General features: G+C 47.5%; 25 protein-coding genes and 1 pseudogene. 11 read left to right on the top strand and 15 right to left on the bottom strand.

What is annotated here, in order from left to right; translation table 11 throughout:
• The first annotated feature begins 207 nt into the window (after window positions 1–207).
• On the top strand, window positions 208–708 hold the full coding sequence (locus ON05_RS09330; protein ID WP_039780729.1) for a hypothetical protein: 501 nt from the start codon (window positions 208–210) through the stop codon (window positions 706–708).
• Here ON05_RS09330 and ON05_RS09325 read toward each other — a convergent pair.
• Complete coding sequence (locus ON05_RS09325) at window positions 689–1,207, bottom strand: hypothetical protein (RefSeq protein ID WP_010475309.1); 519 nt, start codon at window positions 1,205–1,207, stop codon at window positions 689–691. The two genes, ON05_RS09330 and ON05_RS09325, sit on opposite strands and share 20 nt — an antisense overlap.
• Window positions 1,208–1,611: 404 nt before the next feature.
• On the opposite strand from ON05_RS09325, the gene ON05_RS09320 reads away from it, so the two are divergent.
• From ON05_RS09320 to ON05_RS09285, 8 genes are all read left to right on the top strand, one after another.
• Window positions 1,612–3,357 (top strand): cytochrome c biogenesis protein ResB, encoded by a 1,746-nt coding sequence (locus tag ON05_RS09320; protein WP_010475307.1) that lies wholly within the window; start codon window positions 1,612–1,614, stop codon window positions 3,355–3,357.
• A complete protein-coding gene (locus tag ON05_RS09315) occupies window positions 3,357–5,057 on the top strand; it encodes a cytochrome c biogenesis protein (protein ID WP_010475306.1) in 1,701 nt (566 codons plus the stop codon). Before ON05_RS09320 ends, ON05_RS09315 begins: the two co-directional genes overlap by 1 nt.
• A gap of 39 nt (window positions 5,058–5,096) precedes the next feature.
• Window positions 5,097–6,023, top strand: coding sequence for a pentapeptide repeat-containing protein (locus ON05_RS09310; protein WP_010475304.1), 927 nt, complete (start codon window positions 5,097–5,099; stop codon window positions 6,021–6,023).
• Window positions 6,024–6,588: 565 nt separating this feature from the next.
• The gene (locus ON05_RS09305; RefSeq protein WP_010475302.1) at window positions 6,589–8,058 is read left to right on the top strand and encodes a globin family protein; all 1,470 of its coding nucleotides are present in this window, start codon (window positions 6,589–6,591) and stop codon (window positions 8,056–8,058) included.
• A gap of 19 nt (window positions 8,059–8,077) precedes the next feature.
• Window positions 8,078–8,725 carry a cytochrome c3 family protein gene (locus ON05_RS09300; RefSeq protein WP_050857492.1) on the top strand — a complete coding sequence of 216 codons (648 nt, stop codon included), beginning with the start codon at window positions 8,078–8,080 and terminating at the stop codon, window positions 8,723–8,725.
• Complete coding sequence (locus ON05_RS09295; RefSeq protein ID WP_039780707.1) at window positions 8,722–9,504, top strand: cytochrome c3 family protein; 783 nt, start codon at window positions 8,722–8,724, stop codon at window positions 9,502–9,504. The genes ON05_RS09300 and ON05_RS09295 overlap by 4 nt, the downstream gene beginning before the upstream one ends.
• 70 nt (window positions 9,505–9,574) lie before the next feature.
• Window positions 9,575–10,228 (top strand): DUF3365 domain-containing protein, encoded by a 654-nt coding sequence (locus ON05_RS09290; protein ID WP_010475300.1) that lies wholly within the window; start codon window positions 9,575–9,577, stop codon window positions 10,226–10,228.
• 138 nt (window positions 10,229–10,366) lie between these two features.
• Window positions 10,367–10,975 (top strand): hypothetical protein, encoded by a 609-nt coding sequence (locus tag ON05_RS09285; protein ID WP_010475298.1) that lies wholly within the window; start codon window positions 10,367–10,369, stop codon window positions 10,973–10,975.
• 76 nt (window positions 10,976–11,051) lie between these two features.
• Here the strand turns inward: ON05_RS09285 and groL are convergent, their stop codons facing one another.
• The 3 genes from groL to pyrR all read right to left on the bottom strand — a co-directional run bounded on the left by groL (window position 11,052) and on the right by pyrR (window position 13,812).
• Complete coding sequence (gene groL / locus ON05_RS09280) at window positions 11,052–12,683, bottom strand: chaperonin GroEL (RefSeq protein WP_010475296.1); 1,632 nt, start codon at window positions 12,681–12,683, stop codon at window positions 11,052–11,054.
• Between the two features lie 102 nt (window positions 12,684–12,785).
• A complete protein-coding gene (groES, locus tag ON05_RS09275; protein WP_010475295.1) occupies window positions 12,786–13,097 on the bottom strand; it encodes a co-chaperone GroES in 312 nt (103 codons plus the stop codon).
• Window positions 13,098–13,269: 172 nt separating this feature from the next.
• Entirely contained in the window at window positions 13,270–13,812 is a 543-nt protein-coding gene (pyrR, locus tag ON05_RS09270; protein ID WP_010475293.1) for a bifunctional pyr operon transcriptional regulator/uracil phosphoribosyltransferase PyrR, read from the bottom strand.
• 165 nt (window positions 13,813–13,977) lie between these two features.
• On the opposite strand from pyrR, the gene ON05_RS09265 reads away from it, so the two are divergent.
• Window positions 13,978–14,286, top strand: coding sequence for a late competence development ComFB family protein (locus ON05_RS09265; RefSeq protein ID WP_029315293.1), 309 nt, complete (start codon window positions 13,978–13,980; stop codon window positions 14,284–14,286).
• A 58-nt stretch (window positions 14,287–14,344) separates the two neighbouring features.
• Here ON05_RS09265 and argH read toward each other — a convergent pair whose 3' ends face one another.
• The 9 genes and pseudogenes from argH to ON05_RS09220 form a co-directional block, all read right to left on the bottom strand.
• Window positions 14,345–15,775 carry an argininosuccinate lyase gene (argH, locus tag ON05_RS09260; protein ID WP_010475289.1) on the bottom strand — a complete coding sequence of 477 codons (1,431 nt, stop codon included), beginning with the start codon at window positions 15,773–15,775 and terminating at the stop codon, window positions 14,345–14,347.
• A gap of 37 nt (window positions 15,776–15,812) precedes the next feature.
• Window positions 15,813–16,004, bottom strand: coding sequence for a hypothetical protein (locus ON05_RS09255; RefSeq protein ID WP_236619003.1), 192 nt, complete (start codon window positions 16,002–16,004; stop codon window positions 15,813–15,815).
• Between the two features lie 121 nt (window positions 16,005–16,125).
• Window positions 16,126–17,022, bottom strand: a complete 897-nt coding sequence (locus ON05_RS09250) for a carbohydrate ABC transporter permease (protein WP_010475285.1) — start codon at window positions 17,020–17,022, stop codon at window positions 16,126–16,128.
• Window positions 17,023–17,173: 151 nt separating this feature from the next.
• Window positions 17,174–18,267: pseudogene (locus ON05_RS09245) on the bottom strand (IS630 family transposase).
• 81 nt (window positions 18,268–18,348) lie between these two features.
• Entirely contained in the window at window positions 18,349–18,741 is a 393-nt protein-coding gene (locus ON05_RS09240; protein WP_010475670.1) for an AbrB family transcriptional regulator, read from the bottom strand.
• Window positions 18,742–20,050: 1,309 nt separating this feature from the next.
• Window positions 20,051–21,037, bottom strand: a complete 987-nt coding sequence (locus ON05_RS09235; protein WP_029315312.1) for a PHB depolymerase family esterase — start codon at window positions 21,035–21,037, stop codon at window positions 20,051–20,053.
• 186 nt (window positions 21,038–21,223) lie between these two features.
• The gene (gene aspS / locus ON05_RS09230) at window positions 21,224–23,011 is read right to left on the bottom strand and encodes an aspartate--tRNA ligase (protein ID WP_010475666.1); all 1,788 of its coding nucleotides are present in this window, start codon (window positions 23,009–23,011) and stop codon (window positions 21,224–21,226) included.
• A 520-nt stretch (window positions 23,012–23,531) separates the two neighbouring features.
• Window positions 23,532–23,732 (bottom strand): hypothetical protein, encoded by a 201-nt coding sequence (locus ON05_RS09225; RefSeq protein WP_010475665.1) that lies wholly within the window; start codon window positions 23,730–23,732, stop codon window positions 23,532–23,534.
• 55 nt (window positions 23,733–23,787) lie between these two features.
• Complete coding sequence (locus ON05_RS09220) at window positions 23,788–24,444, bottom strand: DUF1361 domain-containing protein (RefSeq protein WP_010475663.1); 657 nt, start codon at window positions 24,442–24,444, stop codon at window positions 23,788–23,790.
• Between the two features lie 103 nt (window positions 24,445–24,547).
• On the opposite strand from ON05_RS09220, the gene tsaB reads away from it, so the two are divergent.
• Entirely contained in the window at window positions 24,548–25,189 is a 642-nt protein-coding gene (tsaB, locus tag ON05_RS09215) for a tRNA (adenosine(37)-N6)-threonylcarbamoyltransferase complex dimerization subunit type 1 TsaB (protein ID WP_010475662.1), read from the top strand.
• Between the two features lie 90 nt (window positions 25,190–25,279).
• Here tsaB and ON05_RS09210 read toward each other — a convergent pair whose 3' ends face one another.
• Window positions 25,280–25,444 (bottom strand): twin-arginine translocase TatA/TatE family subunit, encoded by a 165-nt coding sequence (locus ON05_RS09210; protein WP_010475661.1) that lies wholly within the window; start codon window positions 25,442–25,444, stop codon window positions 25,280–25,282.
• Window positions 25,445–25,467: 23 nt separating this feature from the next.
• Window positions 25,468–25,878: a photosystem II protein Psb27 gene (psb27, locus tag ON05_RS09205; protein ID WP_012164725.1), complete on the bottom strand. Its 411-nt coding sequence runs from the start codon at window positions 25,876–25,878 to the stop codon at window positions 25,468–25,470.
• Window positions 25,879–25,933 lie beyond the last annotated feature (55 nt).

The raw sequence follows: 25,933 nt of genomic DNA, 5'->3' as shown, positions 1-25,933 counted from the left end.
TTAAGGCCACAGAATTGAGTTTGTAATGGGCTTGAGTTCGACTGCGGTCACTCTAAATAAACTCTGGATATTCTGACGATTTATAAACTAAACCCACAGAATAGGGGGATGATCTGGGCACGCTTGAAATATGGAGCAACTTTTCCAAAGTGTGCACGTCTACCCAACTCAAATGACGCCCTAGACGTGGGTGTTAAGGTGCAAGTTATGAAGAATCGTAGAAAAGGGTGGCCATGGGGGCGGTGGCAGATTCCTATAACCGCTTTATTGTTGATGGTAGGGCTGTTTGGCAGAGGGCCTGATGTGGAAGCTAATCCTGCTAATTTTGCGAGTCTCAGCTTATCGCCTGGATTCAGTTCTAAAACTGTAAAAGGCTATGCCAAAGGGGCAATCGCTCTTCATCGAATTGTGGGGGAGCGAGATATGCAGAGAAACATGTGCTTAGGGTATGGCTCGCCCAGCCCAGACCATGTTTTGGTTTTAAAGAAAAATGTCAACAAGCTGAAGTTACAGGTCAACAGTAGCCGAGATACAACACTATTGGTTAAAGGACCGGGAAGTCGTCTGTATTGCCTGGATGACTCATCCAAAGGGAAAGATGCAGGTTGGATTGCGAACCAACTGCCAGCAGGGAAGTATTCCATTTGGGTGGGGACATTTGAAAGAGGGCAACAATTTCGCTATACCGTCACTGTTGATGAGCTTTAAGGGAGCTTGACTTAAGGCTTGCCCCGTAATTTTGAAATGCTTTAAGAAACTCTTCTGAATCATGGGCTGGATGAAAATACAGTGCACCTTTATACCTTTCGTTTTTGTATCGGTATTTTTTGATGCGGATAATGACCGCAGGAGAAATCTTATCTAACTTGGCACCGACTACATATGTCCAAGGAATCAAGAGTTCAATGGTTTCACCTTGATGATCGCTGCCCTGACCCTGTAGATAGGGGAGAATGAATATACCGAAGAGGGATAGAGTGAGCCAAGTCGGGATCTCAGGCCAGACCGCTTTTAGCAACATTGCCCCGAAAACAGCTACAAAGAAGAGAATGAACAATAAAGAACTATTCAACTTGGGTGTATGTTTGAATCCCTGAATGTTGAGCCCATCGGATGTTAACTCACACTGTCCCGAACCGGTGATTTTGATTGGTATTTCGTCGGTCCCAATCACAGGGGGTTTAAAGGTTCCTGCAAATATAGCCATCGATGCTCCTCAGATATTGTAGATGGCAGCGTCTCAATACAGAGATGCTGGGGGAATCGAGTCATTCGGTGATGACATCTATGAAGTAGTAATCACCATCCTGTTGGTGGTGACATTGGTTGCTGCCATCCTTAGAATCGTTGCGGCCAAGGATAGATATGCATGACCTCAAGCATGAATCACCGTAGATCTTGAACTTTGGATTTGCTAAGGGCTGTACTGAAGGCGGTTGGGGAGAAGTTGGGCCAAATCTATGGGGCAAGCAATATTCTTTTTTTGCATGAAATCTATGTAGTTACTCAATAACCTATGCGTTTACCCTGCCTAATTTGATACATCCACTACATTTTCTACAGACCGATTAAGACTAAATGGGGACAGGTTCTCGATGATTTGAGGTCTAAATGCTCACCAAACTTGTCCGCTTCTTGGGCTCTATTAAGCTGGCCGTCCCAGTACTGGGTGCGATCGCAAGTATTTTAATCTGGGCCACCTTTTATGAAAGTAAAGTTGGATCGCTGGTGGTTCAGCAGCAGATCTATAAGAGTCCTTGGTTTGGGGCCTTGATGTTTCTGCTCGCGGTCAATCTGGGCGTCTCTACCCTTTCCCGTTATCCCTGGCGCGGGGCGCGAAAAGTGGGTTTTGCCCTGACTCATTTGGGGTTGATTGTACTGATTGCAGGGTCTGCGGCGGTGATTCACCTGGGTGTGGAAGGACTCTTGCTGGTGCGCACAGATCAACCTGCTAACCATTTGGTGCGGGTCGAGGGTGAACTCTTAGAAGTGATGGATGATCAAGGTCAAGTTCAGCAGGCGGCGGTGATGGTGAAACCCGGCCAGGTCATTTCACCCCATCAATTTGCTGGGTTGACCTTGTTGGACTACAGCGACAATTCTGTTGAAACTGTTGAGTATCGGGCAGGAAATGTTTCAGATAATCCTGCTGTGCGGTTGGTATTGAGTAGCGATCGCATGGGTCAAACCTTCGATCAGTGGTTATCGCCCATGGCTGAAACGGTGGATTTAGGGCCAGCCCAACTGGAACTGCGGCAAGCCGTAAATCAAACCGATCTCCAGCAGCTCTTGGCCGATCCAGCTCAAAGGCAAGCCCGCCAATCTGGAACCCTGCTGATGAAGGTGGGAGACGTAGATACCCCGTTGGCCATTGATGACTTACGTCGTCAGGATGCCGTTATTAACGATATCCAGGTTCACCTACTGAACGTGTGGCCCGATTTTCGCTTAGATGACCAGAATCAGCCGATCACGACGTCTCAGGATTGGCGAAATCCAGCCTTAGAAGTAGAAGTGAAGCAGGCCGATCTGCAAGAACGTTGGTTTGTCTTTGCTCAAGCCGGGCCGATCTTAGCGGGGGATAAAGCCTTACTGGATTTAGACTGGGAATATCAAGTCCCACCGCCCCCGGCTAGCGATTACTTCCGAGTCGTGGTGGCCGATCAAAAGCTCTATTATGCAGCCCGCTCCTCTAAGTCTTTTACCTCAGGGCCTTTGGAGATGGATCAAATGATTCAGCCGGGCTGGGCAGACTTTAAAATCACCCTGGCAGACTGGCTTCCCCATGCACAGCGGATCCAAGAGCGCCTTCCCGCTCTACCTGGTGTTGAGGGAGTTCCGGCGTTGCAAGTGGCTTCAGCGGATGGGCAGCAATGGCTGACCTGGGGAGACTCAGTACTGATTGCCGATGGTTCGCACCCTAAAATGGCGGCCTTTGGCCCCCGCATGCTGGCTTTACCCTTTCGGGTGAGTTTGGATGAGTTTGTTGTTGAACGGAATGAAGGTACCGATTCGGTGGCCATGTGGACAAGCCAAATCCGTATTGAAGATCTTCAGGGAGACTCTGCTCAAAAACGGTCAGTCTGGATGAATCATCCTACCTGGTATCAGGGATGGAAAATTGCCCAAGCCTCCTGGAATCCTGGCGATTTGAACCAGTCTACTCTGCAAGTTAAACGGGAACCCCTATGGGTAACTGCTTTGACCTGGAGTGGCGCCTTACTGACCGTATTAGGGGTTGGCGTTATGTTTTATGGCCCGACCCTATTCAAAAAACGGGCAGCGGTGTTGGAGCAACCCACTGAGCCGATCGCGGCTGAACCATCTCCCCTGCCCCTTGCACCTCAGGATGGATAATGAATCAACTGAAATTTTTATGGGGACTCTGTCTGGCGTTGGCTTTGGCGGTCACCCCTATCAGTCAATGGCAACCCCCAACCCAAACAGCGATTGATACCCTGGCTGTTCAGCTGGATGGTCGCAAAAAACCTTTAGATACGGTGGCCCGGGAAACCGTCGCCACGATTCATGGGTCATCGCGATATCAACTGGCCAGTGGTGAGGTTTTAGATGCGCCACAAACCTATTGGTCTTTGTGGCTCAACAGCCGGGATTGGAATGACGAGCCCTTTGTGCTGGTCAACTATCGCCCCCTCAAGGCCCAATTGGGACTGCCCTTGGAGCAAAAGCACTTTAGCTTTTCTACCCTGATCAATTCTGATTTGGGTCTGATCTTGCAACAAGCCCATACCAAACAGCTGCAAGAGCAACCCCTGACACGAGATGAACGAGAAGCATTAACCCTCGAAGATCGCCTCAATTTAATGTTGGATACGGTTGGCAGCCAAACTTTGCCTCTGGTGCCCCATCCCATGGATATCAAAGGGACTTGGGTCGGCATTGCGGATGCTGAACAACTTTATCCGCCTGAGATGGCAGCCAAGATTCAGACCCATTTTGAACAGCTCAACCAGCAGTATCAAGCCCAGGGAGATGATTTAGAGTCTTTGGCGGAGCCTGCGACCCTATTGCAGCAGTCCCTAGCAGACCTAAGTCCTGAGATTTATCCAGCGATGGCCACGTTGCAACGGGAAGCTTTTTTCAATCACTTCCATCCTTTTGGTAAAGCTTGGAAACTATATGGAATCGCATTTCTGGCCCTCCTCACGAGCCAACTCGTTCCCAGCTTTAACTTGTATTGGACTGGCATGGGAACCTTTCTCGGAGGCATCTTGATCCAAGCCTTTGGCTTTGGTCTGCGCATGCAAATTGCAGGCCGTCCCCCCGTTACCAATATGTATGAATCCGTGGTTTGGGTGGGCTTTGGGATTGCCGCCCTAGCCTTTTGTTTTGAGCTACAGACCCGAGCCCGTTCCTATCTGTACGCGGCGGCTCCCCTTGCCGTTGTGTGCCTGCTGCTGGCCGATAGTTTACCTGCAGTTTTGGACCCCAGTATTGAGCCCTTAGTGCCCGTATTGCGAGATAACTTTTGGCTTAGTATCCACGTCCCCACGATTACTCTTAGCTATGCCAGCTTTGCCTTGGCCATGGGATTAGGGCATTTGGCATTGGTGCAATATTGGCGACATCCCCAGGGAGGGTCAACCGCCAGCGCCCTGTCCCGGCTTAATACTCGCGTCATTCAAGTGGGGATATTGCTGCTAACGACAGGCATTATTTTGGGCGGCATCTGGGCGCATTTTTCCTGGGGGCGATTTTGGGGTTGGGATCCAAAAGAGACCTGGGCTTTAATTGCCTTGCTTTGCTATTTAGCGCCTGTTCATGGTCGTTTAGCGGGTTGGTTAGGACAATTTGGTATGAATGTGGCCAGTGTCTTAGGGTTTAATGCCGTACTGATGGCTTGGTATGGCGTTAATTTTGTGCTGGGAACAGGATTACATAGCTATGGATTTGGTACGGGCGGTTCTGCAGTGCTGATCGCCGGTTTGGTCGGCATGGATAGCTTATTTGTGCTGGCAACCATTCTCCGCTATCGTTCTCAGCAGCATCGCAGCGCTTCTCCCTCGGTGTCTGAAGTGCAAACTGCTGATGCTTAGTGCTCCCCCCCTTATACCCACCAATTGGAAAACTAAACGATGGCCGTTCTCACACCGGAAGAGGTGCAAACGAAAGTTCAACAAGGCATTTCTTTACAAGGAGCAGAACTCAGCAATATCAATTTGCAGGGATTCTCCCTGGATGATGGTCATTTCCCTCAAGCCTATTTACGGGTGGCAAATTTATCCGAGGCCTCCTGTAATCGAGCCGATTTTACGGAAGCGATCTTAATCTTTGCGACGCTGACGGGAATTAGCTTGCAGGATGCTTTTCTAACGGAAGCTCAATTTACCTCTGCGCGCCTGGACTCGGCTAATTTGATGGGGATTCATGGGGTTAAGCTCAAATTGCATGGTGCCCATTTGAATCAAGCGAATGCGGCCACAGCCATTTTGGAGTCGGTGGATTTGGCAGAAGCCACTGGCCAATATGCCTCCTTCCGAGATGCCATTTTAATCAGAGCTGATCTGTCTCAGGGGGATTTCAAGGGGGCTAACTTCAGCCGGGCGAAGCTCAATGATGCCAATTTGAGTCAGGGGCAATTCTCAGAAGCCATTTTCGCCCACGCCCGCTTAGAACGATCTCGCTTTGTCCAGTCCAACTTGCAAAAAGCAGATTTTACGGGTGCTGATGTCATTGGCAGTAACTTAGAGCAGGTCAATTTGCAGGAAGCCCAACTACAGCAGGCCAGTTTTGATCATGTGTTCTTAGGGCAAACCTGTATGCGCGATGCCCGATTGAACCATGCCTCTTTCTATAGTGCTCATTTAGAGCAGGTTGACTTAACCGGTGCTCAAGTAGAGCAGACAGATTTTCGGGATGCAAATTTGGAAAACACTCAACTTCACAACGTGGACTTTTCTAGTGCCATTGTCTCTGGCGCAATCTTTACTGATGCTCAAGGATTATCCAGTGAGCAGAAAGTACTACTGCGAAAGCGGGGGGCTTTAAATGTCCCTAAATAATGTATATTTTTATACTTTTTGTTGGACTCATTCTTTGCTAAAGAAGCCGTAATTTTCAATGTAATTTTTGCATTGAAATTATGTAATTATCGACTTTTAGATAGTGTTAATTGTATTAATTGATACGACTCCAGTGGTAATTATTTTTTACCTTTGAAGGCATATTTTGAATCTGCAGCTTAATGCTGTTTATGAATGTCAAAATTTCAACAATACAGCGCTTTGGGTGAAGGCGTTGTCACGCTTGTTGTGGTTTTGATATCGCTGCGAGACTGATGAGAATGAGTGTTGCGATCGCATCTTGTACATTTAGCTTTCTATCTCTTTTCTGAGGAATGCCAAAACGACCTAGCCAAAATTGAAATCAATGTTTTTAAGAGGTGCATAATTACTCTTTTTTGCAACCTTAGACAGAATAAACAACTGTTCCCTTATTCCCTTAAGGGAGAGATGGTTGAGCTAAATTCATTCACTAAATATCCAGGCTTTGAGTGTAGCTTTATCGATCGATTGCTTTAATCTTTTGCATGAGCCTCTGAGCCCCATATCCTCAATAGGTAAATCTATGACCTTACAAGTTGAAATCCTTGAAAGTAGCTTCGAGAAAATAAAACCTCAAGCTAATGAATTTGTTTCAAGTTTTTATAACCACTTATTCACAGATTACCCAGAGGCCAAACCCCTTTTCGAGGGGACAGATATGGAGAAGCAAGGGGGCAAACTTTTACAATCTTTGGTGCTAGTAATTGAGAATTTGCGCAAACCGGATGCGTTGAGTAATGCCCTCAAAGGGCTGGGGGCCCGACATGTGAAATATGGGGCTTTACCCGAACATTACCCATTGGTGGGGGCGACCTTACTCAAAACCTTTGATGAATACTTAGGGGATGCATGGACTGAGGAGGTTCAAACCGCCTGGGTAGATGCCTATGGTGCAATTACCACCATCATGTTGGACGGTGCCGATTATTCAGAGGCTGACGTTCAACTCAAACCCGAAGCGCCACCTAATGATTCTGGGTTACAAGTTGAGCTATTAGAAACGAGCTTTGCCCAAGTCAAGCCGGTCGCCAATGAATTTGCCGATCGCTTCTATGAGAATTTATTTACCGATTACCCGGCTGCTCAACCCTTATTTGCGAATACGGATATAAAGCAACAAAGCAAGAAGCTCCTGCAATCCCTGGTTCTAGTGGTGGAGAATCTGCGCAAGCCAGATGCCCTAGGAGACGCTCTCACCGGCCTGGGGGCTCGTCATGTCCAATATGGAGCCTTACCTGAGCATTACCCATTGGTGGGTAATACCCTGCTCAAGACCTTTGGGCAATTTTTAGGACCGGCTTGGACAGATGAGGTCCAGCAGGCTTGGGTAGATGCCTATGGTGCGATTAGCACGATTATGTTGGATGGAGCAGATTATTCCGAAGCAGATATTCAGCTCGAACCCGAAACGCCAGCGTCGCCTGATGATTCTGGCTTGCAAGTTGAGCTACTGGAAACGAGCTTTGCTCAAGTGAAGCCCGTGGCCAATGAGTTTGCCGATCGCTTTTACGAAAACTTGTTTACCGATTACCCGGCTGCCCAACCCTTATTCGCGAATACGGATATAAAGCAACAAAGCAAGAAGCTCTTGCAATCTCTGGTTCTGGTCGTTGAAAACTTGCGGAAGCCAGACGCCTTGGGGGATGCCCTTACGGGGCTGGGTGCTCGACATGTGAAATATGGGGCCTTACCGGAGCATTACCCGTTGGTGGGTAATACACTCCTCAAAACCTTTGAGGAATTTCTGGGCTCAGCGTGGACTGATGAGGTCAAACAAGCCTGGGTGGATGCCTATGGGGCCATCAGCACCATCATGTTAGATGGTGCTGACTATTCCCAAGCCGATTTAGATTTGAATTCAGCTCCCCCCGCATCCTCCTCACCGAGCAGCTTCTCTAGTGAGGCGGCGGAAACGGATCGGCCAACAGGACTGTTATTAGGACTGGCGGGGGGCGGCATTGTTGCGGTCATTATCGCTATCTTGCTGGTCTAAATTTTTTAGGGCAATTGTAGTGGCCAAAACGAAAAAATCTTTTTTGAGTCTATCGGCTCTATTTAATGTCAGAAATACCGTGATTGTGCTGTGTTTAATTTTGATGGGTTGGTTGGGGGCTGCCTTTGCTTTAGACCACAAAACGATCTTTCTGCCGGGCGTAACGTCTAATGGGCATCTCCTATTTGAGGCGTCCTGTGCCTCGTGTCATGAAGGGTTTAAACCGGTGAGTAATGACACGTGCATGCGCTGCCATGAGGCCGAAATGGCCACTGATGCCCATGGCCCCAAAAAGTTCCGAGATCTGCGCTGGGCTGCTGAATTAGAGAAATTGGAGGTATTAACGTGCACCACTTGCCACAACGAACATGTGCATATGTTTGATCGCGGGGTGCATCTCAAACCAGATCTCTGCATGATTTGCCATGAAGGCATTATTCAAGGGGAATTGGCCAGTCATAAAGGGTTCTCACCGGATGGATGTTGGACAGCTGGTTGTCATAATTTCCACGACCATCGCAGTATTTCAACGGGCTTTTTACGTCAGAGTATGGGTCAGGCGGATATGTTGCCGAAGCCAGTATTACCAGCCCGTACCGTTAAGCCTGAACTGACGGCACCGCCTCAGCCTGACTTGGGGAAAGAGCTTCTTGGAGGGCGAGCATGAGGAGTTGGCTTCTAAGAGGGGTGTTGTTATTGCTGCTTTGGAATGGGTTGACGGTTTCTGCCTGGGCGGTGGATCAGGCTCAGCTTCAGTCTATTAACCAAAGCTGGTCCCAAAGTGCCCATGCCTTAGCCGATGTCAACTGTTCGAGCTGTCACCAGAATAAATCCACGAAACAGGTGCTGCAGCGACCCAATCATGAAAGCTGTCAATCTTGCCATGAAGCGCAAGTGGATACCTTTTTGCTGGGTAAACATGGTATTCGCTTACTAGAAGGACAAACGGCACTCACCCCTGCTTTGGCCCACCTGCCGATGCAGGCAGCCGCCCATGATAAACAGATGAACTGTAATGCTTGTCATGATGTTCATTCAGTGAAGACATTACCCGCCTCGGTTGATTCTTGTTTGACCTGCCACAAGGACACCCATTCGCTGAATTATCAGAACTCCCGGCATGCTCAATTACTGCAAGAAGAGGGGGCACTTCCCCGCCCTTCCACTGCTTCAACCACTTGTGCCACTTGCCACCTGCCCCGACAAACATCGGCATCGGGGACGGTAATGGTCAACCACAACAATACCTTCACGTTACTGCCCCGCGATCGCATGGTGAAAGAGGTCTGTATGAATTGCCACGGCATGGAATTTGCCTACAACAGCATTTTTGATGATGACTTAGTGGAATCGAATTTTGCCCGACCCCCTACCTTATCGATGGACACTCTGAAAATGGTGCGTGCGCTAGAACAACAACGGTCGGGCAATTCCAAATCAGAGTAATCTATCCCATCGAAGACTAATCTATCCCATCAAAACGAATCAGATGCATCTCATTGAGAGGAGACACAAGATGAATTTGACACGAAATTGGTTCAGAACGTTGCGTTCCAGAACCCTCGCCTTTTTTGCTCTGGCTGCAGCCATTTGTTTCACCGCTGTGGCCTGTAGTGGGGGTGCCGAATCCCAAGCCACTGGGGGGGTAAAGCCTGAATTAGTAGCTGATTATATCCATACTGCTTTAGCTTCAGACCGAACGGCCTACACCAAGCATGTGGTTAACCGAGCCAAAAAACTCGAAGGTAAGCCCAAAGCTGATGGTGTTCTGGCAATAGAAGCGACCGAAGGTTGGGAAAGCAGTGATGGTATTCCCCTGCCTGCACAAATGTTTCGGCTCGGGTCTGAAATTGCCTCCGAAGCAGACACTGCTTTTACCTATAACCTGATCTCAACTTGGTATATTAACGACGCTCAAGGTCCTAAAAATGATTTTGAGAAAAAAGCCATTCAAGAGGTTGAGAAAACGGGAGAACCTTTCAAGGAGTTCCAGGAAGTAGGGGGTAAGAAATATTTTTCGGCCCTCTATCCCGATAAGGCAGTAGCAGAAGCCTGTATTACTTGTCATAACACCCACCCTGTACACAAAGAACGCTATCCCGATAAGGTCTTCAAAATGGATGACGTGATGGGCGGCATCATGATCAATATTCCTTTGGAAGGTGCTTAGGTCGCAATAGCACTACCCAAAGGTAAGTGATGCTCTATGGGGGAAAGGGATCGCGCCACCAGTCGATCCCTATAGAGCATTTTTCCGACTTCGAGGGGGTGAACCGATGCTCCAAAGTCCTATCACCCTAGTTAAGCTATGAAGCCTAGGTTTTCAACTCTTATTATTCTGACGTTAGTGGTCGCAGCTATTTTGACCCCCTTTGCATTAAGTGGGGTTTATATTCCGTTGCTGCGCGATCGCAACTTCAATGCCTTGATCGTTCTACAAACGGATCTGTACAAGCTGATTACGGGGTTTGTCGTTCTGGCCCTTGTCTTCTTTGAACTGGCCCTCGCACTGCGTAAACGAGGGCGCCGGTGGAAAATTGCAGTGCCAGGTTCTATTCTGTTGTGGCGCAGCTTGCATATTTTTGTTGGTGTCGCTTTAGTAGCCACTGTTTTGCTCCATACCGGTGGTGCGGTTGGCGATAACTTTAATGCACTCTTTCTCTGGGTGTTCTTTGGTGTTGCCCTATCGGCCCTAGTGGGCGTGGTTGCAGAAACGGGTATTTTAGAATCTTCCCAGAAATACTTTGGGTTGGTGCCTCAAAGCTGGCAGGGTTTAGCTAAGCGGTTCCCCAAGGTTTCAAAGGGGCCTCTCATTCGCAAACTGCGTGCGATTTGGTTATCAACCCACATTATCCTGGTCAGTATGTTTTCTGTCATGCTTGGGTTTCACATTTTTGTGGCCTTTTATTTCCAATAACCGAATCTCTGAGTCAAGAACAAAAAAGAGGGCGGTAAACACCGCCCTCTGGGTCTTATAAATTAGGCTTGGAATTCTAGTAGTCGAAGTCTCCGCCCATGCCAGCGCCAGCAGGAGCATTTTCCTTGGGCTCAGGCTTATCAGAAATAATGCACTCAGTAGTGAGGACCATGCCAGCAATAGAAGCAGCATTTTGCAGCGCAGAACGAGTCACCTTTGCAGGATCGACAATGCCAGCGGCAAACATATCCGTGAACTCATTCACTGACGCATCGAAACCAACATTGAACTCTTTTTCGCGAACGCGTTCAGCGATAACGGCACCATTTTGGCCAGCATTCTCCGCAATGCGCTTTAGAGGTGCAGTTAAGGCCCGTTCAACGATAGTGGCACCAATCAGCTCTTCGCCAGTTAAGTTATCTGCAGCCCAACTTGCAAGTTGAGGACCAAGATGAGCCAAAGTGGTCCCGCCACCGGGAACAATCCCTTCTTCAACAGCGGCTTTAGTGGAGTTGATGGCATCTTCTAGGCGGAGCTTCCGATCCTTCATTTCAGTTTCAGTTGCAGCACCCACTTTGATCACGGCAACACCACCGGCCAATTTAGCCAAGCGCTCTTGCAGCTTTTCTTTATCGTAGGAAGATTCGGTTTCATCCATTTGACGACGAATTTGCTCGCAGCGAGCTTGGACGTCGGCCTCATTCCCTTCGGCAACAAGGGTAGTGGTGTCTTTCGTGATAGTGATGCGACGAGCTTGTCCCATCATTTCTAGCTTGGCAGTCTCTAGTTTGAGACCCGCATCTTCGGTAATCACCTGACCACCAGTCAAGACTGCAATATCTTCCAGCATGGCTTTACGACGATCGCCGAAGCCAGGTGCTTTTACGGCAGCTACATTCAACACGCCCCGTAAACGGTTGACGACGAGGGTGGCTAAGGCTTCTTTCTCAATATCCTCAGCAATCACCAACAAGGGCTTACCTGCCCGTGCAGCCTGCTCGAGTACAGGCACTAAATCTTGCACGAGGGTGATTTTCTTGTCGGTCAGTAGGATGTAGGGCTCGTCTAGCACAGCTTCCATCCGCTCTGTGTCAGTCGCGAAATAAGGAGAAATATAGCCTTTCTCAAAGCGCATCCCTTCAGTGACCTCCAATTCGGTGGTCATGGACTTGCCTTCTTCTAGGGAAATAACGCCTTCTTTGCCGACTTTATCCATCGCATTGGCAATCATTTGGCCGACTTCATCGTCGTTACCAGCAGAAATCGTTCCCACTTGAGCAATGGCAGTGGAATCTTCAACAGAGCGAGCATTCTCAGCGATTTTCTCTACGAGAAAGCCAGCAGCTTTCTCAATGCCACGCTTGAGGGAAATTGCATTCGCACCCGCAACTACGTTGCGCATCCCTTCTTTGACCATGGCATGGGCAAGGACCGTAGCTGTTGTGGTGCCATCTCCTGCGGCATCATTCGTTTTGGAAGCCGCTTGACGAATCAAGGCAACCCCTGTGTTCTCAATGTTGTCTTCTAGTTCAATTTCCTTAGCAATGGTGACGCCATCATTGACGATCTGAGGGGCACCAAATTTCTTTTCTAGAACAACATTGCGACCTTTAGGGCCTAATGTCACCGCAACAGATTCACATAGGATATCCATCCCTTTCTCAAGGGCGCGACGAGCATTCTCGTTATAAATAATGCGTTTAGCCATGGAAGCTCAACCTCAAACTTAAAGGAGTAACAGCGAAGTTAGACAAAATAAAATTGCCCAGTTGAATGGGCAGAACGAATCGAAGGATGATATTACGCTTGTCTAGTTGACGATCGCCAAAATATCTTTTTCAGAAAGCAGTACATACTCTTCACCGCCGAGCTTGACATCTGTACCGGCGTACTTGGAATACAGAACTTTGTCGCCTTCTTTGACATCTAAGGCTTGGCGAGATCCATCGTCACCCCGCTTACCTGGGCCAACAGCGGTAATTTCACCTACCTGAGGCTTCTCTTTGGCCGCATCGGGCAAAATAATGCCACCTGCAGTTTGCTCTTCTGCAGCACTGACTTTGACGAATACGCGATCACCTAAAGGCTTGACTGTAGAGACGCTTAAGGAAATAGCTGCCATACCGGCTCCTCCAAACTAGATAGTGGTTACTGGGATTTAGCACTCTCGACTCCCGAGTGCTAATCTATCTGAGGTAATTGACCAAATTCAATCTTTTGACTGTACGGGTTCCCGAACTCAAGTGCTCAAGTTGCTGTAGAACCCATGCTGAGAGGCGTTCAATGCTTGGTTGCTAATGATCTCGGGTGACTAATTCCACTCCATCCCGCTGATCGGTCGCATCAAGATAGACGTTGACCAGTTCTTCCCGTGCCGTTGGCAATGCCTTGCCCGTAAAGTCAGGGTGAATCGGCAGCTCTCGATGGCCCCGGTCAATTAGGACCAGTAATTGAGTCAGCGTTGGCCGACCATAGTCATGGACGGCATTGAGGGCAGCTCGTATCGTGCGACCACTGAAAATGACATCATCAACCAGGAGAACAGTTTTCTGGGAGAGATCCGTCGGTAAGTCAGTTTTTCCAGGTGTCCTGACGGTAATTCGGTCTAAATCATCGCGGTAAAACGTAATGTCTAAGCTACCCACCGGGACTTTGATCTGTTCTAATAACTCTATCTGCTGGGCTAAGGCATAGGCTAGAGGAACGCCCCGTGTCGGGATGCCTAACAGTACCAGATGATCTAGGGTGCCGACTCGTTCAATCACTTCTGACGCTAGCCGTGTGATCGTCCGGCGTAGGTCTTGAGCCGACAGAATTTCAACAATATTAGAGGACATGGATATAGAATCCGCGCAGTATCATCACGTTGAGGGCCTCATTGTGATGGAGAATAGTATAGTACTGCGTTGATTTTACGCATTTTTGCGGAAGCGAACATGCCTAAAACTTGATATTCCTAGATTATGTGCACAAACTTGTTGTCCTTTACCCTTTGAGTTGCTATGGTACCCAGCTATGACATAGCCAATAGCTACAAAAACATTATGGAAATTCTGGTTGACGAAGAAATCGATCAGCAAACTTGTGCTTGGTCTTTAGAGGAGGCTCAACGGATTAACCGTATTGAGGTGGCCGCCCATGCCCTCAATCACTTGCCTCCTCTTTATGCGTCTAGTCAAGAAGGGGTGGCGCTCCAGTATGAACGTGCTCAACGGGAGCATCAGGGTGATATTACAGCAGCAGTCACTGATGCCTTGACAGCGGTTAAGCGCATCCCTTGGAAAGGGTCTACCCCTTTTGATGTGCGCTAAAGAGAGAGCTTTGAACGCTGCTACTGGATCCTGAGAACTTTGTTCTGAAGTTGAGGGCCTACTGTGATTCTGCTAACAGAGATTGAGCCTGTTTGAGTGCGTTTTGCACTTGAGTGAATCCTGTTCCACCAAAGCTATTGCGGACGGCAACGACTTGTCGGGGCGAAATGGCTGAATAGATATCGTCAGCGAACTGGGGATGAAACTGCTGCCATTCCACTAGCGTTAAGTCTTTGAGTAGCTTGTTTTGGGAGAGACATGTTTTCACCACAGCACCAACGATATTGTAGGCTTCCCGAAAGGGCACTCCTTGCTTGGATAAATAGTCTGCGACATCCGTGGCATTGGAAAAATCTTCGCCCACTGCAGATTCAAGACGTGGGGTTTGGAATTCTAGGCCCTCTGCCACCAAAATAGTCATGGCCTCTAAACAAGCCTTAATCGTTGTCACACCATCAAAAATGGCTTCTTTATCTTCTTGTAGATCCTTGTTATAGGCTAAGGGCAGTCCTTTCATGACAACCAGTAAGCTTTGTAAATGCCCAAAAACCCGCCCTGATTTGCCCCGTACTAATTCGGGAACATCAGGATTTTTCTTTTGGGGCATAATGCTGGAGCCTGTCGCACAGCTATCCTTCAGTTTGATGAATCCAAACTCTTCCGAGGCCCAAAGGATGACTTCTTCTGAAAAGCGGCTGAGATGCACCATGATGAGACTGGCTGCACAGAGAAACTCAATGGCAAAATCGCGATCGCTGACACCATCCAAACTATTGCGATACAGATCGACAAACCCTAGCTTGTCGGCAGTGTACTGGCGATCGATGGGGAAAGGCGTTCCGGCTAAGGCTCCCAAACCTAAAGGCGAAACATTCACTCGCTGATCGATTTCTTTCAGACGCTGCCAATCTCGTTCAGCCATTTCAAAGTAGGCCAACAAGTGGTGGGCTAAGCTGATCGGCTGAGCTCGCTGTAAATGGGTATATCCAGGAATGAGTGTCTGCACATGTTCGCTGGCTAAGGTAACGAGCGCTCGTTGCCAGTTCCGAATCAGGGTTTGAACTTGTAGAATTTGATCATGTAAATAGAGACGAAGATCGGTACCTACTTGGTCATTCCGCGAACGCCCCGTATGCAGTTTTTTGCCTGTGTCACCGATCAGTTCAATTAAGCGGTTTTCGACGGCAAAATGGATGTCTTCCGCTTCAATACCAGGCTGAAATTGACCTTGGCGATATTCTTGCCGGATGGCCTCTAGTCCTTGATCAATGGCATCGGCTTCTGCTTGAGAAATAATGCCACTGTGGGCCAACATCTGCACGTGAGCTTGTGAACCCGTTAGATCATATTCAATTAAGGCGATGTCGAAATGAATGCTGGCATTAAAGGCAGCAATCACAGGGTTTAAGGCAGATTCAAATCTTTGACTCCAAACTTTGGGGTCAGAAGAGTCAGAGCTGTTTGCAGGAGGTACGGGAGAAGATGCCAATATATTCAGGTCCGAAATAATAGAGATTCAGTCGCTGTTAATAGGATGTAATGCTGCGGAACACATAGCCAACAATAAAACCGATGATCAGGGCCCATACCTGTCCCGATTGGATAAAGTTATCCCAAGTAGATTGGAAAGAAGAACCGAGATTATCTTCAAATTGTTGAGCAATCCAGAGGTTGTGGTTGAGCAAATTGAGGCTGGACTGAAGGAGAGAGAGGTTCATCTGCATTGATCCTTCAAGGAATATCTTCATTTGTTATGAAAGCATGCTCAGAGGGAACAGGAACTGTAGATCTTGTGAAGATTTCTAGAGAAGTAGAAGGATAGGAGAGGCATGGGGGGCACTACCCTTTTAATCCGCTCCCAGCTTCAGAAGGAACAATATACCGTTGCATAATCAAGAAAAATAGTAAGACTGGAGCGATGGAAATCACTGAACCTGCGGCAATTAAACGCCAATTGAGCCCAAAGGCACTAAACAGATTGGACACTGCGAGGGGAAGGGTGTAATACTCGGGCTGATCCAGAATGATGAGGGGCCATAAAAATTCTCCCCAAGAGCCAATGAAAACGAATATTGCCAGGGTAACTAGGGCGGGTCTAACCGATGGCAACATAATATGCCACCAAATCCCTAGATCTGTACAGCCGTCGATGCGTGCAGCTTCTTCTAGTTCTTTTGGAACCCCTTGGAAGGCCTGCCGGAGCAGAAAGATACCAAACGCAGATGCGATCGCAGGAAAAATCACGCCCAGATAGGTATTTTTGAGCCCCAACTCAACCGCTAAGACGTAAAGCGGGATCATCACAATTTGGAAAGGAATCATAATTGTGGAGACCACGACCGCAAAAATAAAATCCTTACCCTTAAAGTTCAGTCTAGCCAGAGGATAAGCAGCTAGAGAACTGAACAAAACGTTGAGGGTTACAGTGAGAGATGAAACGAATAGACTATTGAGAAAATACTGCCCAAAAGGCTGTTGTTGCCAAACAGAGACAAAATTGTGTCCAGTGGGATGGATAGGAAATAACTGCTTTAAGAAGAAAACAATATTCTCCAGGGGAGATAAAGACAAATCTTTCGACGCCGCGACGGGGAAAATATTGTCTTCCTGGCCTTTGAAGGCTGTACTAACCAGCCATAATAAAGGCAATAACATAGCCAAGGCAATGACCCCAAGGAGTGCATAGGTTACTCCTTGTGACAACCGTTTCCAATATCGATTTTGCTTTAGCACCATTGGGCTATTGGCTTAATTAATCCCATTATCCTACCAGCGTCTCCGAAGTAGCTGTCGTTCTCAAACTAAAAGACGCATTGATATTGATAAGTAGCTAAGCGCACATCAATGGTGCTGGAGCAGTCTTAGAAAGTAATTACAAACCTATACTCTAGACGGCTAAGATATTAACTTTTTTAAAAGACTGAAACTTGAGTGATAGCAGGCTTGTGAGTTTCGCCTTATGCTCACCATTGCACTGGTCGAGGCACTGTTGAATGGCTCCCTTAAAGGCGGGGAAATCAGCATAATACTTTGAGTAGAGACATTCTTTGCGCACAAAGCGCCAGAGCCGCTCAATTAAATTCAAATGGGGTGAATAAGAGGGCAAGTAGACTAACTCAATATCGACGATCTCAGCAAAGTCTGTCACAAGCTGGCATTTTTGATATCGAGCATTGTCTAAATCACGCTGATGGGTATGACAGGGTCGAGTAGAGCAAGCTTGGCTAGCAACAAACACATGCTATGAGAGTTGATGTAGGTGTGGTTGGTGATGCTGATGATATCTTTAGTGACGGCGTTGAGCGCCCCGAGAACATTGAATCGTTGACGACCGGAAGGAGAGGGGATGAAGATCCGACGGATGCACCAGAGAAACCCCAGATAAGCCTGATGAACAAAATGAGCAGCATCTACAAAAAGACAAGACGCTCTTGGCGTTGAGCTCCCTCTAATAAGGGTTCAAGGCAAGTTTTCGGAACTGCTCTTGCTCCTCAATTTTCTCGGGTAGACTCGACTTTCCCGGCACATACCCCACTTTTCGATAGCGACAACCGATGCGTTTGAGGAAAGCTTTGATCTGGGTTGGACTACGTTTAATGCCCGTCAATTGTTCAATGACTGCTTGAGCTTCTGCACTGGTGCGGGGCGGGTGTTGCTCAAATAGGCTCTCACACTATCGCTATGAGCGTTGAGTGAACTGGGTTGACCTTTATATTCCAGGGTCTTCAGTCCTTCAATTCCTCCTTGTTGATACAAACGAAGGGTTTTGGCTAAGGTCGGACGGCTAATCTGACAAAGCTGGCAGATCTGGGCATGGGCAAGACCTTGACTCTTTAAGTAGAGGACTTCCATCCGTCGCTGCACCCGTGGGTGAGGATGATGATAGCGCTCGTAGTTGAGGTGTTGGATTTCCTCTGCGGTGAAATCAATTTTAATCATGCGAGTAGGAGAGTCGGTTGGGGGATACTCCCAGTGTGCCAAATCTCTCCGCTACAATGTTAAGCCACTAGTCGTCCGCAGTATAATTGCCGTGCCTCTGACATAGATTTAGGCAATTGCGTCCTAGTCTTCATCATCGGTAATCTGTTTTAAATGGATATGCTTTCGTCCAAGGGAAATTTCAAACTCGTCGCCAGGAGCCAACTCCATCTGCTTGGTATAGGTAGACCCAATCAGCAAATTTCCATTAGATTGAACGCTGATTCGGTAACTAGCATTGCGACCGCCCCGACCATTGCCATTTTGGCTTTTGCCATCTAATTCTACGCCTTCAGCATCAATCAACGCATTGAGAAATTTCATCATGCTAATGCGTTCTGACCCATCCTCATTTAGGGTAAAGTAACCGCATTCTTTCGCCTTTTCTTCACGACTTAGGTCCTCAAGTTGTTTGACCTTCTCAACTAAGGCTTGTCCGCTTAAAGGCGTCTTACCTTGTTTTTGCTTTTTAGCCATGAGTTAATCAATCCTATTCTGCAATATCACCTGTTGAGACAAGCATAATATATGCTGCTTCTTGTCATCAATAAAGCACAAATGGAATCGCTAAAATTTTTTTAGACCAAATGCATAGTTTCCCCCCTTGACTTGAATGAGATGCGGCGATGATTATCTATCAAAATTTAGAAAAAATGCGAGAATAACAGTCGTGGCGAGTTTTATAAAGAAAATAAATGATATCTTGGGCTGCTCACTAATAAAACTCTCTTCTTCTGGAGACATGCTATTTTCTCTCCTCCTAAGTCTGTGATCCTTCTCATCTGTGAGCTTGAAATCTCACTATTAAGGAATGAAGAGCGGGATTTCTTTGTTAACAAAATAGTAATAAACTCTATAGTTTGTCACGTGCAGGGACCTAATCTCAAGGGATAAGTGTGGATAGATATTAGGTTATTTAGAAGCATATCGAAGTGCGATATACTGCCTGCCTATAAACTAACGGTTACCGGAGGTCAGGGGCTACCGGCTACTATGTATAGTTTCGGAAAAGCCGATTAAAACGGCTACCATAAATGTCAGCTCATCTGCTGTCCAAAATAGGGCAGATGTCTAGCCCGTAAACTGAGATTGAGCATCGAGTTTATAGATTTCGCCATTGGTCACAATGATAGGTCAATCTGAAAGGCAACTTTCTGAGGATAAGTAAAAATAGTTACAGGAATAAAATAGATGCTCAAGCAAAAATGTAGTCAATATTGGCTCTCCGGGAATTAGCGTGGTAGCCGCTAGATATAGTGTTTAGGTCTCATCAAATGTCTGATACCCATTGAGGTCGAGAGAAATCCTTTGGAAGAGTCTTTCAATATCGAAATACCGTAGTCCTAGAAATTCCCTGTGACCGTGTTTGTATCTTCAATCTGTGAGTCTACATCTAATAGGCTACTTAACCCCAGTTCAGCGCTAAGTCGTTCGATAGCTTGCCGGAATGGGATACTTCTTATAATTATTCACCCAAATCTCCAGTGTTGGTATCGTACTTGTCGATTCAGGCGTATAAAGTACTTTTTGGACTTCGGTACAAAGACACTCTAATGTTTCCCAGCGAAGTCATAGAAGTCGATGAGTAATGGAAAGTTTCCTGTCATAGATTATGAAGTGATTTTCGACCAGCCCAGACTGTACTACTGCGCGTAATCCTTTTCCTTTAACTTTAGGCGTATGCTGATCCGTCCGGCCAAAAGCCATCATTAACCAGAAAACAAGAATAGTTTGATCATCATCATCAGCAGCAATCGCTTAAGCGTGAATTTTCGCTCGTTCTTACTTACCGCGAATGTTTGAGGAAAAAGTCAATAATCATGGCACTTGCATTGATATCCTTCGACACCCTGCCAATCAATTTGGGTTTCAGGTACTGCGCACCACCAGGCCAAGTGTGCCCCCCACCAATAACTTTTACAAGCGTCACCTCAGTCTGATCAGCACACCCCGTATATTGCGCCATCTCAACCCTTGTATCGTCGTTAGGATCCTTATTTGGGAGTAATGTTTTTTTGGGCTTAGCGCGACAGTTATTGCGAAGACGAAAATGCTCAATGGTTTCGGCCGTGGAGAGTATTTCACCACGACTGCGGCCAAACTTAAACAGACGAACATGCCCACCCTGATAAGGCACAATCGGATCCTCAGTTCCGTTGATGATCATGACTGAAATCGGCTGATTAGAAGTCTTATGCTGCAGGGCGAGGGGAAGTTGTGCAGTTACAGGTGCGATCGCAGCGATTTTGTCCGATAGATCTAACGCCAAGCGTACAGACATAAACCCACCGTTGGAAATGCCAGTAACGTAGACCCGTTGGGCATCAACGCCATAGTCATCTATCATGCGGTCAATGACTTTGGAAATAAAACCAACATCATCGTAGGATTTATTGCGCTTCAGATGCTGCGTTCGCCCATCACTCCATTGGCGATTCATACCATCTGGGAAAACTAAAATAACTCCTCGCTGATTCGCAATGGTCTTGAACTGGCCTTGAGAAAGCGCTTGATCAAACTGGCGTCCTGTTCCACCTCCTCCATGCAGGGCCAATACCAATGGCAGTGACTTCTGTCGGTTAAACCCTTCAGGTAAGTAAATATGATAGGTTCGCTGGATGCCTTCATGCCTAACCCGTTCCGTCAGGCTTTTTGCAGAATGGATCTTTGAGTTTGGGGGAGTTACAGAACTGGCCTGGCATCCGACACACAATAGAATGGATGACGCCATTACACAAACACCACACCCAACGGCTTGTTCAAATCTCCTCATATCAGCGACTCCTCTGCATCTTTTTACAATTGGGTGACTTGAGTCTCTCACCTAAATGGGTTTCACCTAGGCTTAGACTTGCAGAGAAGGAGTAGGGTTCAATTCAGGCCAGGTCGTTTGGATTTTAAGCGGATCAAGAGACGTCCCTTACAGATGGTTTTCACGATTGGAGCAGCAGGATCACCACTACTTTTTAGGTTCAGCCGTGGATTTGATCTGCAATTCTTTAAGCTGCTTCTGATCCACACTGGAAGGTGCTTGTGTTAGCAAACAGCGAGCCTGCTGGGTTTTGGGAAACGCAATTGTGTCACGAATCGATTCTTCACCGCTGAGAAGCATCGCCAAGCGATCAATGCCATAGGCAATACCGCCGTGGGGGGGAGCACCAAAGTTAAAAGCATTGAGCAAGAACCCAAATTTATCTTGAGCTTCTTTCTCTGATAGGCCAATGGCGTCAAACACACGCCGTTGCAAGTCAGCTTGATAAATTCTCAGGCTCCCTCCGCCAATTTCTAGGCCGTTATAAACCAAGTCATAGGCCTGGGCACGGGCCGTTTTGAGATCTGCTTCATCTTCTGGGTAAGGCGCAGTAAAAGGATGGTGCAGCGCTTCCAGCCGCTTTTCATCGGCATTCCACTCAAACATGGGGAATTCCGTTATCCACAGTAGATCGATTTGGTCCGGATCAATCAGTTTCATTTCTGCCCCCAATGCCAATCGTAATCGGGAGAGAGAGGCGTTCACAATTTCTGTAGGACCTGCGCCAAATAGGAGTAAATGACCTGGCTTAGCGCCCGTTCGTTCAAGTAGTTCAGCCGTTTGCTCTGGTGATAGATTGTCTTTAATGGCCCCAATCGTATCAATCGCACCATCATCTTTAACCCGGATATAGGCTAGACCTTTAGCTCCACCCGCACTGGCTTCAGAAAACAGGTCACCACCAGGTTTGATGCGAACGTTGGAGATATTGGCATTGCCATCGGGAATGGGTAGAACTTTGACTTGTCCGTCTTTTTTAATCGCCCCTGAGAACACCTTGAATCCTGAGTCTGCCAGTAAGTCAGAGACATTCACTAACTCCAGATCAAACCGGGTATCTGGACGATCGGTGCCATAGCGTTCCATGGCTTCGGCATAGGTCATCTGTGGGAATGTCTTCGGCAAGTCAATATCTTTGAGGGCCTTGAAGACATGCCGCATTAAGTCTTCATTGAGCTGAATGATTTCCTCTTGGGACATGAAGCTCATTTCCATGTCCAGCTGCGTAAATTCAGGTTGGCGGTCGGCTCGTAAGTCCTCATCCCGGAAACAGCGGGCAATTTGGTAATAGCGATCAAACCCAGACACCATCAGCAATTGCTTAAAAATCTGAGGTGACTGAGGCAGGGCAAACCATTCTCCCGGATTGGCTCGACTGGGTACCAAGTAGTCTCGTGCGCCTTCAGGGGTGGAGCGAGTTAAGACGGGGGTTTCAATATCTACGAAGTTCTGCTGATCTTCCAAATAGCGACGAATCGATTGAATTAACCGATGCCGCATCATGATGTTTTGATGCATGCGATCGCGTCGCAAATCCAAATACCGATACTTGAGGCGCAGCTCTTCTTTGACCGATTCCACATCAGCCGTTGAGACCTGAAACGGCAACTGCTGGTGAACTGCATTGAGCAGCTCAATCTGATCAGCGTAGATTTCAACTTCTCCGGTAGGCAGACGGGGATTGAGGGAATCGTCCGGACGACGACTGACCTCACCGTGAATCCGAACGACATACTCGTTTCGGAGAGCATCGGCTTGGGGATAGGCTTCAGGAGTCCGTTCCGGGTCACTGACAATTTGGATCAAACCGGTGCGATCGCGCACGTCCAAAAAAATCACGCCACCATGATCGCGACGGCGGTCTACCCAGCCACAGAGGGTAACCCGTTCACCCACATGATCATTTCGTAATTCACTGCAATAGTGGGTTCGCATACCTGATAGATCCAGCTCCCTCTTCAAACAACAAGATTCCCCAACTCAGGAGGAAATTATCATTGCACCTTGGCAAACTCACCCATTATCGCAGCTATTAACCTTGGATTTAGATCCGGATCTAAATCTATGAGAAAGGTTATTTTCTTGGGACTTCCTAGCTTCTCAAGGATCAAAATAGGAGTGGTGACTTTGGGTAAAAACTACCTCTTCTCATTGCCAACGTTCCTGGCACCACTGAGAAATAGGGCATAGTTTTTAATCACCGCTAGATCTCAATACGATTCATCTTACATGGAGTGAATGAATCGTTTCACCTGATTAGGCCGTTAGGAAAAAGAACACTCCCAAGTTCAGCTATGGACGACTCTGCCAAACGACTGATGAGCACACGCAAACATTACTCAGACTGTAATATGGTCCCCGTTCTAGAGCTGCTATTTTTGGCTAGGGTTTCTACTTCTACTTACGCTCAAGCTTTCGACCCTGAGGTTTTTTGGGTGCCTCATGCTCTCTCCTTTTATTCAGCATCATCGGGATTCTCTTCAGATGGAATGGGAGCCCGTTCTACTAGCCCCATAGTGAAGGCTTCATCTGGCAGCTCACTCACCTTATAACGCCCTGGTTGAAACATCTGGCTCGGCGTTAGGCAAAGCTGTTTCAGAATCACAATCTCATTTTGCAAATAGGCATCCCGAGACAATCGACGTTCTAAAGGCATCACTGATTCTCCACATGGGGGGCATGCCCCTATTCTGGCATGTCCCAACCAGGGTTCAATACAGATCTTGATCTGGCGCCAAACCTCGGTTCGCTCTGCGAACATGCTGAACCCTCAACACAAGACCCAGGGTAATTTGTTTCATGATCCAATAGAACAGAATTAGCACCACCACAGTAATTAGAACCACGACAACCGGAAACTTTGAAGTGAGTTCATTCATGCTGACCAGCAAGACGTTTTTGGGATTGGTGATCAGATCCCAGCTGTTGAAGCGGATAAACCGCCCCAGATAAATGCCAATGGCACAGAGAATATGCACCAGGATCTCTGCCCCTTTCACAAACTGACCTGCCCCCTGTTTCTTGAGGTAATGTCCCTGATTAATCAAAGAGACGACATAGGCTTCAAACCCTGCCAAAATCGCAAAGGTATGGAGGGGGATAAAAAACAAGGTGACAATCCAAATGGAATTGGTACTGCGCGCTGCCCCCACCAGATGAATAATGTCTGTTAGCAGATAGGGGGCATTGGGTAAAAAGGCAATAAATGAAACTAACGCAATCCACCAGACCAGGGTTCGCGACCGATGGGGCCATCGAAACAGCCAAAAGCTTAAAGCCATGGGAATAAAGGCCAAAAAAAGATTCCAGACAATCCAACCGCTATATCCGTTAAATTCTCCTAAATATTCGCCCAGAATGCGTTCCATAGTCCTATTGTGATTGTCCTGTCTACTGCGAACTGCAAGGTCGTGCAACCATCATCCCCTGCCTTATTAGAATGAGAAGGTGATCATTATCACGAAGTTCCAAATGCACGTTCTTGGCCTCGATACGACTAGCTCAGCGTTAACCTTAGGGATCTCCAACTTTGCGCAAATTAACCGTTATCAAACCTGGGATTTAGGCCGTGATATTTCCATCCACCTGCATCACTATTTAAAGGACTTCCTAGCGCCCCTCTCTTGGTCTGACTTGGGGTGGCTAGTAGTTGCTCAAGGCCCTGGCAGCTTTACTGGTACCCGTATTGGAGTGGTAACAGCACGAACCTTGGCCCAGCAGCTAAATATTCCTCTTTACGGTGTTTCTACCCTGACGGCTCAAGCGTATGCCTATGCAAGTAGCCTATCAAAAGTAAATGAGGATGAGCTGATAGCGGTGGAGTATCCGGGGCAGCGTGGATCAGTCTATGGCAGTCTTTTCACTTGGGACGCATCTACTCAGGCGTTATCGATCTATAAAACCCTCCAGTACGTTGAGCTAGAGGTGTGGCAACATCTTCTATCCACTGAGAAGATTTACCACCATCTTTACCCCGACACCGTTGACCCCCAGGGCATTTGCCAAGCCATGATTTCCTTAGCCCATCAACGATGGCAGGCTGGGCAGCAACCCACCTGGCAGAAAATTCTGCCCTACTATGGCTCCCTCGCAGCTAGTCCACCCTCACGCTAACCCATCACAATGCGCAATACCCCCCTCCTCTCCAGTCGAGAAAAGGGGGGTATTTAGATTAAACCCAGAAAGGATTGCTACTGGGCGAATCTAGTCTTCAGTTGGCTCTTCTTCTGAGTCGCCCTGTAATTCGTCTTTAAAACCTCTCAGGGATTTCCCTAATGAGGCACCGAGTTCAGGTAATTTCTTGGGACCAAACAGGATAACTGCCGCGAGGGCAATGAGTCCGACTTCCAACCAACCTAAACCAAACATATGCAGATTCCTTGAAGGGGGGGTTAAGCAGCGTTTTCCCGTTTGAGGGCAATCTTAGCTTGTTTGAACTCTTGCTCCAAACGATCTTTGAGTCTTTGAGGTAAAGGACGGTTGGGATAGGAGTTATAGTGTCCAGCTAAGCCGTTCAATGCCGTTGCCATGGTCATAAAGGAAGCAGATCCTGCTAATTTGGGCTTACGGCGATACCGAGATACATACTCACTAATCAGCGCACCGGCTGCTGCTTGATTTTCTGCTTTATTGGGATCATCATCAGGCAAGGTGATCGCGTTACTGAGGTTGTCAATAACATAGATGGTGTCTTGCTGATAGTCACCCGATAGGAGGGTCTCAGGAGAGAGAAGCGAGCAACCAGTTAAGAACATCGAGGCTACAAGCATTAAGCTGAGTAGACGGGAGACAAAGCGCTTCATAATGATTATGGGATCTCGTATAACAAAATAATGACGTGGGATTTTGATTGACTCC

Source organism: Acaryochloris sp. CCMEE 5410 (genome assembly GCF_000238775.2).
In the GTDB taxonomy this organism is placed as follows: Bacteria; Cyanobacteriota; Cyanobacteriia; order Thermosynechococcales; family Thermosynechococcaceae; genus Acaryochloris.
Note: the sequence above shows the minus strand (reverse complement) of the source record. Positions and strands in the feature narration are given on the sequence as shown.

Excerpts from the sequence above, each read along its gene's own strand:
- ON05_RS09325 (WP_010475309.1), bottom strand. The coding sequence starts at position 1,207 with ATGGCTATATTTGCAGGAACCTTTAAACCCCCTGTGATTGGGACCGAC.
- groL (WP_010475296.1), bottom strand. The coding sequence starts at position 12,683 with ATGGCTAAACGCATTATTTATAACGAGAATGCTCGTCGCGCCCTTGAG.
- ON05_RS09315 (WP_010475306.1), top strand. The coding sequence starts at position 3,357 with ATGAATCAACTGAAATTTTTATGGGGACTCTGTCTGGCGTTGGCTTTG.
- ON05_RS09285 (WP_010475298.1), top strand. The coding sequence starts at position 10,367 with ATGAAGCCTAGGTTTTCAACTCTTATTATTCTGACGTTAGTGGTCGCA.
- ON05_RS09220 (WP_010475663.1), bottom strand. The coding sequence starts at position 24,444 with ATGGAACGCATTCTGGGCGAATATTTAGGAGAATTTAACGGATATAGC.
- ON05_RS09240 (WP_010475670.1), bottom strand. The coding sequence starts at position 18,741 with ATGGCTAAAAAGCAAAAACAAGGTAAGACGCCTTTAAGCGGACAAGCC.
- ON05_RS09225 (WP_010475665.1), bottom strand. The coding sequence starts at position 23,732 with ATGCCTTTAGAACGTCGATTGTCTCGGGATGCCTATTTGCAAAATGAG.
- ON05_RS09295 (WP_039780707.1), top strand. The coding sequence starts at position 8,722 with ATGAGGAGTTGGCTTCTAAGAGGGGTGTTGTTATTGCTGCTTTGGAAT.
- ON05_RS09310 (WP_010475304.1), top strand. The coding sequence starts at position 5,097 with ATGGCCGTTCTCACACCGGAAGAGGTGCAAACGAAAGTTCAACAAGGC.
- psb27 (WP_012164725.1), bottom strand. The coding sequence starts at position 25,878 with ATGAAGCGCTTTGTCTCCCGTCTACTCAGCTTAATGCTTGTAGCCTCG.
- ON05_RS09210 (WP_010475661.1), bottom strand. The coding sequence starts at position 25,444 with ATGTTTGGTTTAGGTTGGTTGGAAGTCGGACTCATTGCCCTCGCGGCA.
- ON05_RS09265 (WP_029315293.1), top strand. The coding sequence starts at position 13,978 with ATGGTACCCAGCTATGACATAGCCAATAGCTACAAAAACATTATGGAA.
- ON05_RS09330 (WP_039780729.1), top strand. The coding sequence starts at position 208 with ATGAAGAATCGTAGAAAAGGGTGGCCATGGGGGCGGTGGCAGATTCCT.
- ON05_RS09290 (WP_010475300.1), top strand. The coding sequence starts at position 9,575 with ATGAATTTGACACGAAATTGGTTCAGAACGTTGCGTTCCAGAACCCTC.
- ON05_RS09255 (WP_236619003.1), bottom strand. The coding sequence starts at position 16,004 with ATGAACCTCTCTCTCCTTCAGTCCAGCCTCAATTTGCTCAACCACAAC.
- ON05_RS09250 (WP_010475285.1), bottom strand. The coding sequence starts at position 17,022 with ATGGTGCTAAAGCAAAATCGATATTGGAAACGGTTGTCACAAGGAGTA.
- pyrR (WP_010475293.1), bottom strand. The coding sequence starts at position 13,812 with ATGTCCTCTAATATTGTTGAAATTCTGTCGGCTCAAGACCTACGCCGG.
- groES (WP_010475295.1), bottom strand. The coding sequence starts at position 13,097 with ATGGCAGCTATTTCCTTAAGCGTCTCTACAGTCAAGCCTTTAGGTGAT.
- ON05_RS09305 (WP_010475302.1), top strand. The coding sequence starts at position 6,589 with ATGACCTTACAAGTTGAAATCCTTGAAAGTAGCTTCGAGAAAATAAAA.
- aspS (WP_010475666.1), bottom strand. The coding sequence starts at position 23,011 with ATGCGAACCCACTATTGCAGTGAATTACGAAATGATCATGTGGGTGAA.
- tsaB (WP_010475662.1), top strand. The coding sequence starts at position 24,548 with ATGCACGTTCTTGGCCTCGATACGACTAGCTCAGCGTTAACCTTAGGG.
- ON05_RS09320 (WP_010475307.1), top strand. The coding sequence starts at position 1,612 with ATGCTCACCAAACTTGTCCGCTTCTTGGGCTCTATTAAGCTGGCCGTC.
- ON05_RS09235 (WP_029315312.1), bottom strand. The coding sequence starts at position 21,037 with ATGAGGAGATTTGAACAAGCCGTTGGGTGTGGTGTTTGTGTAATGGCG.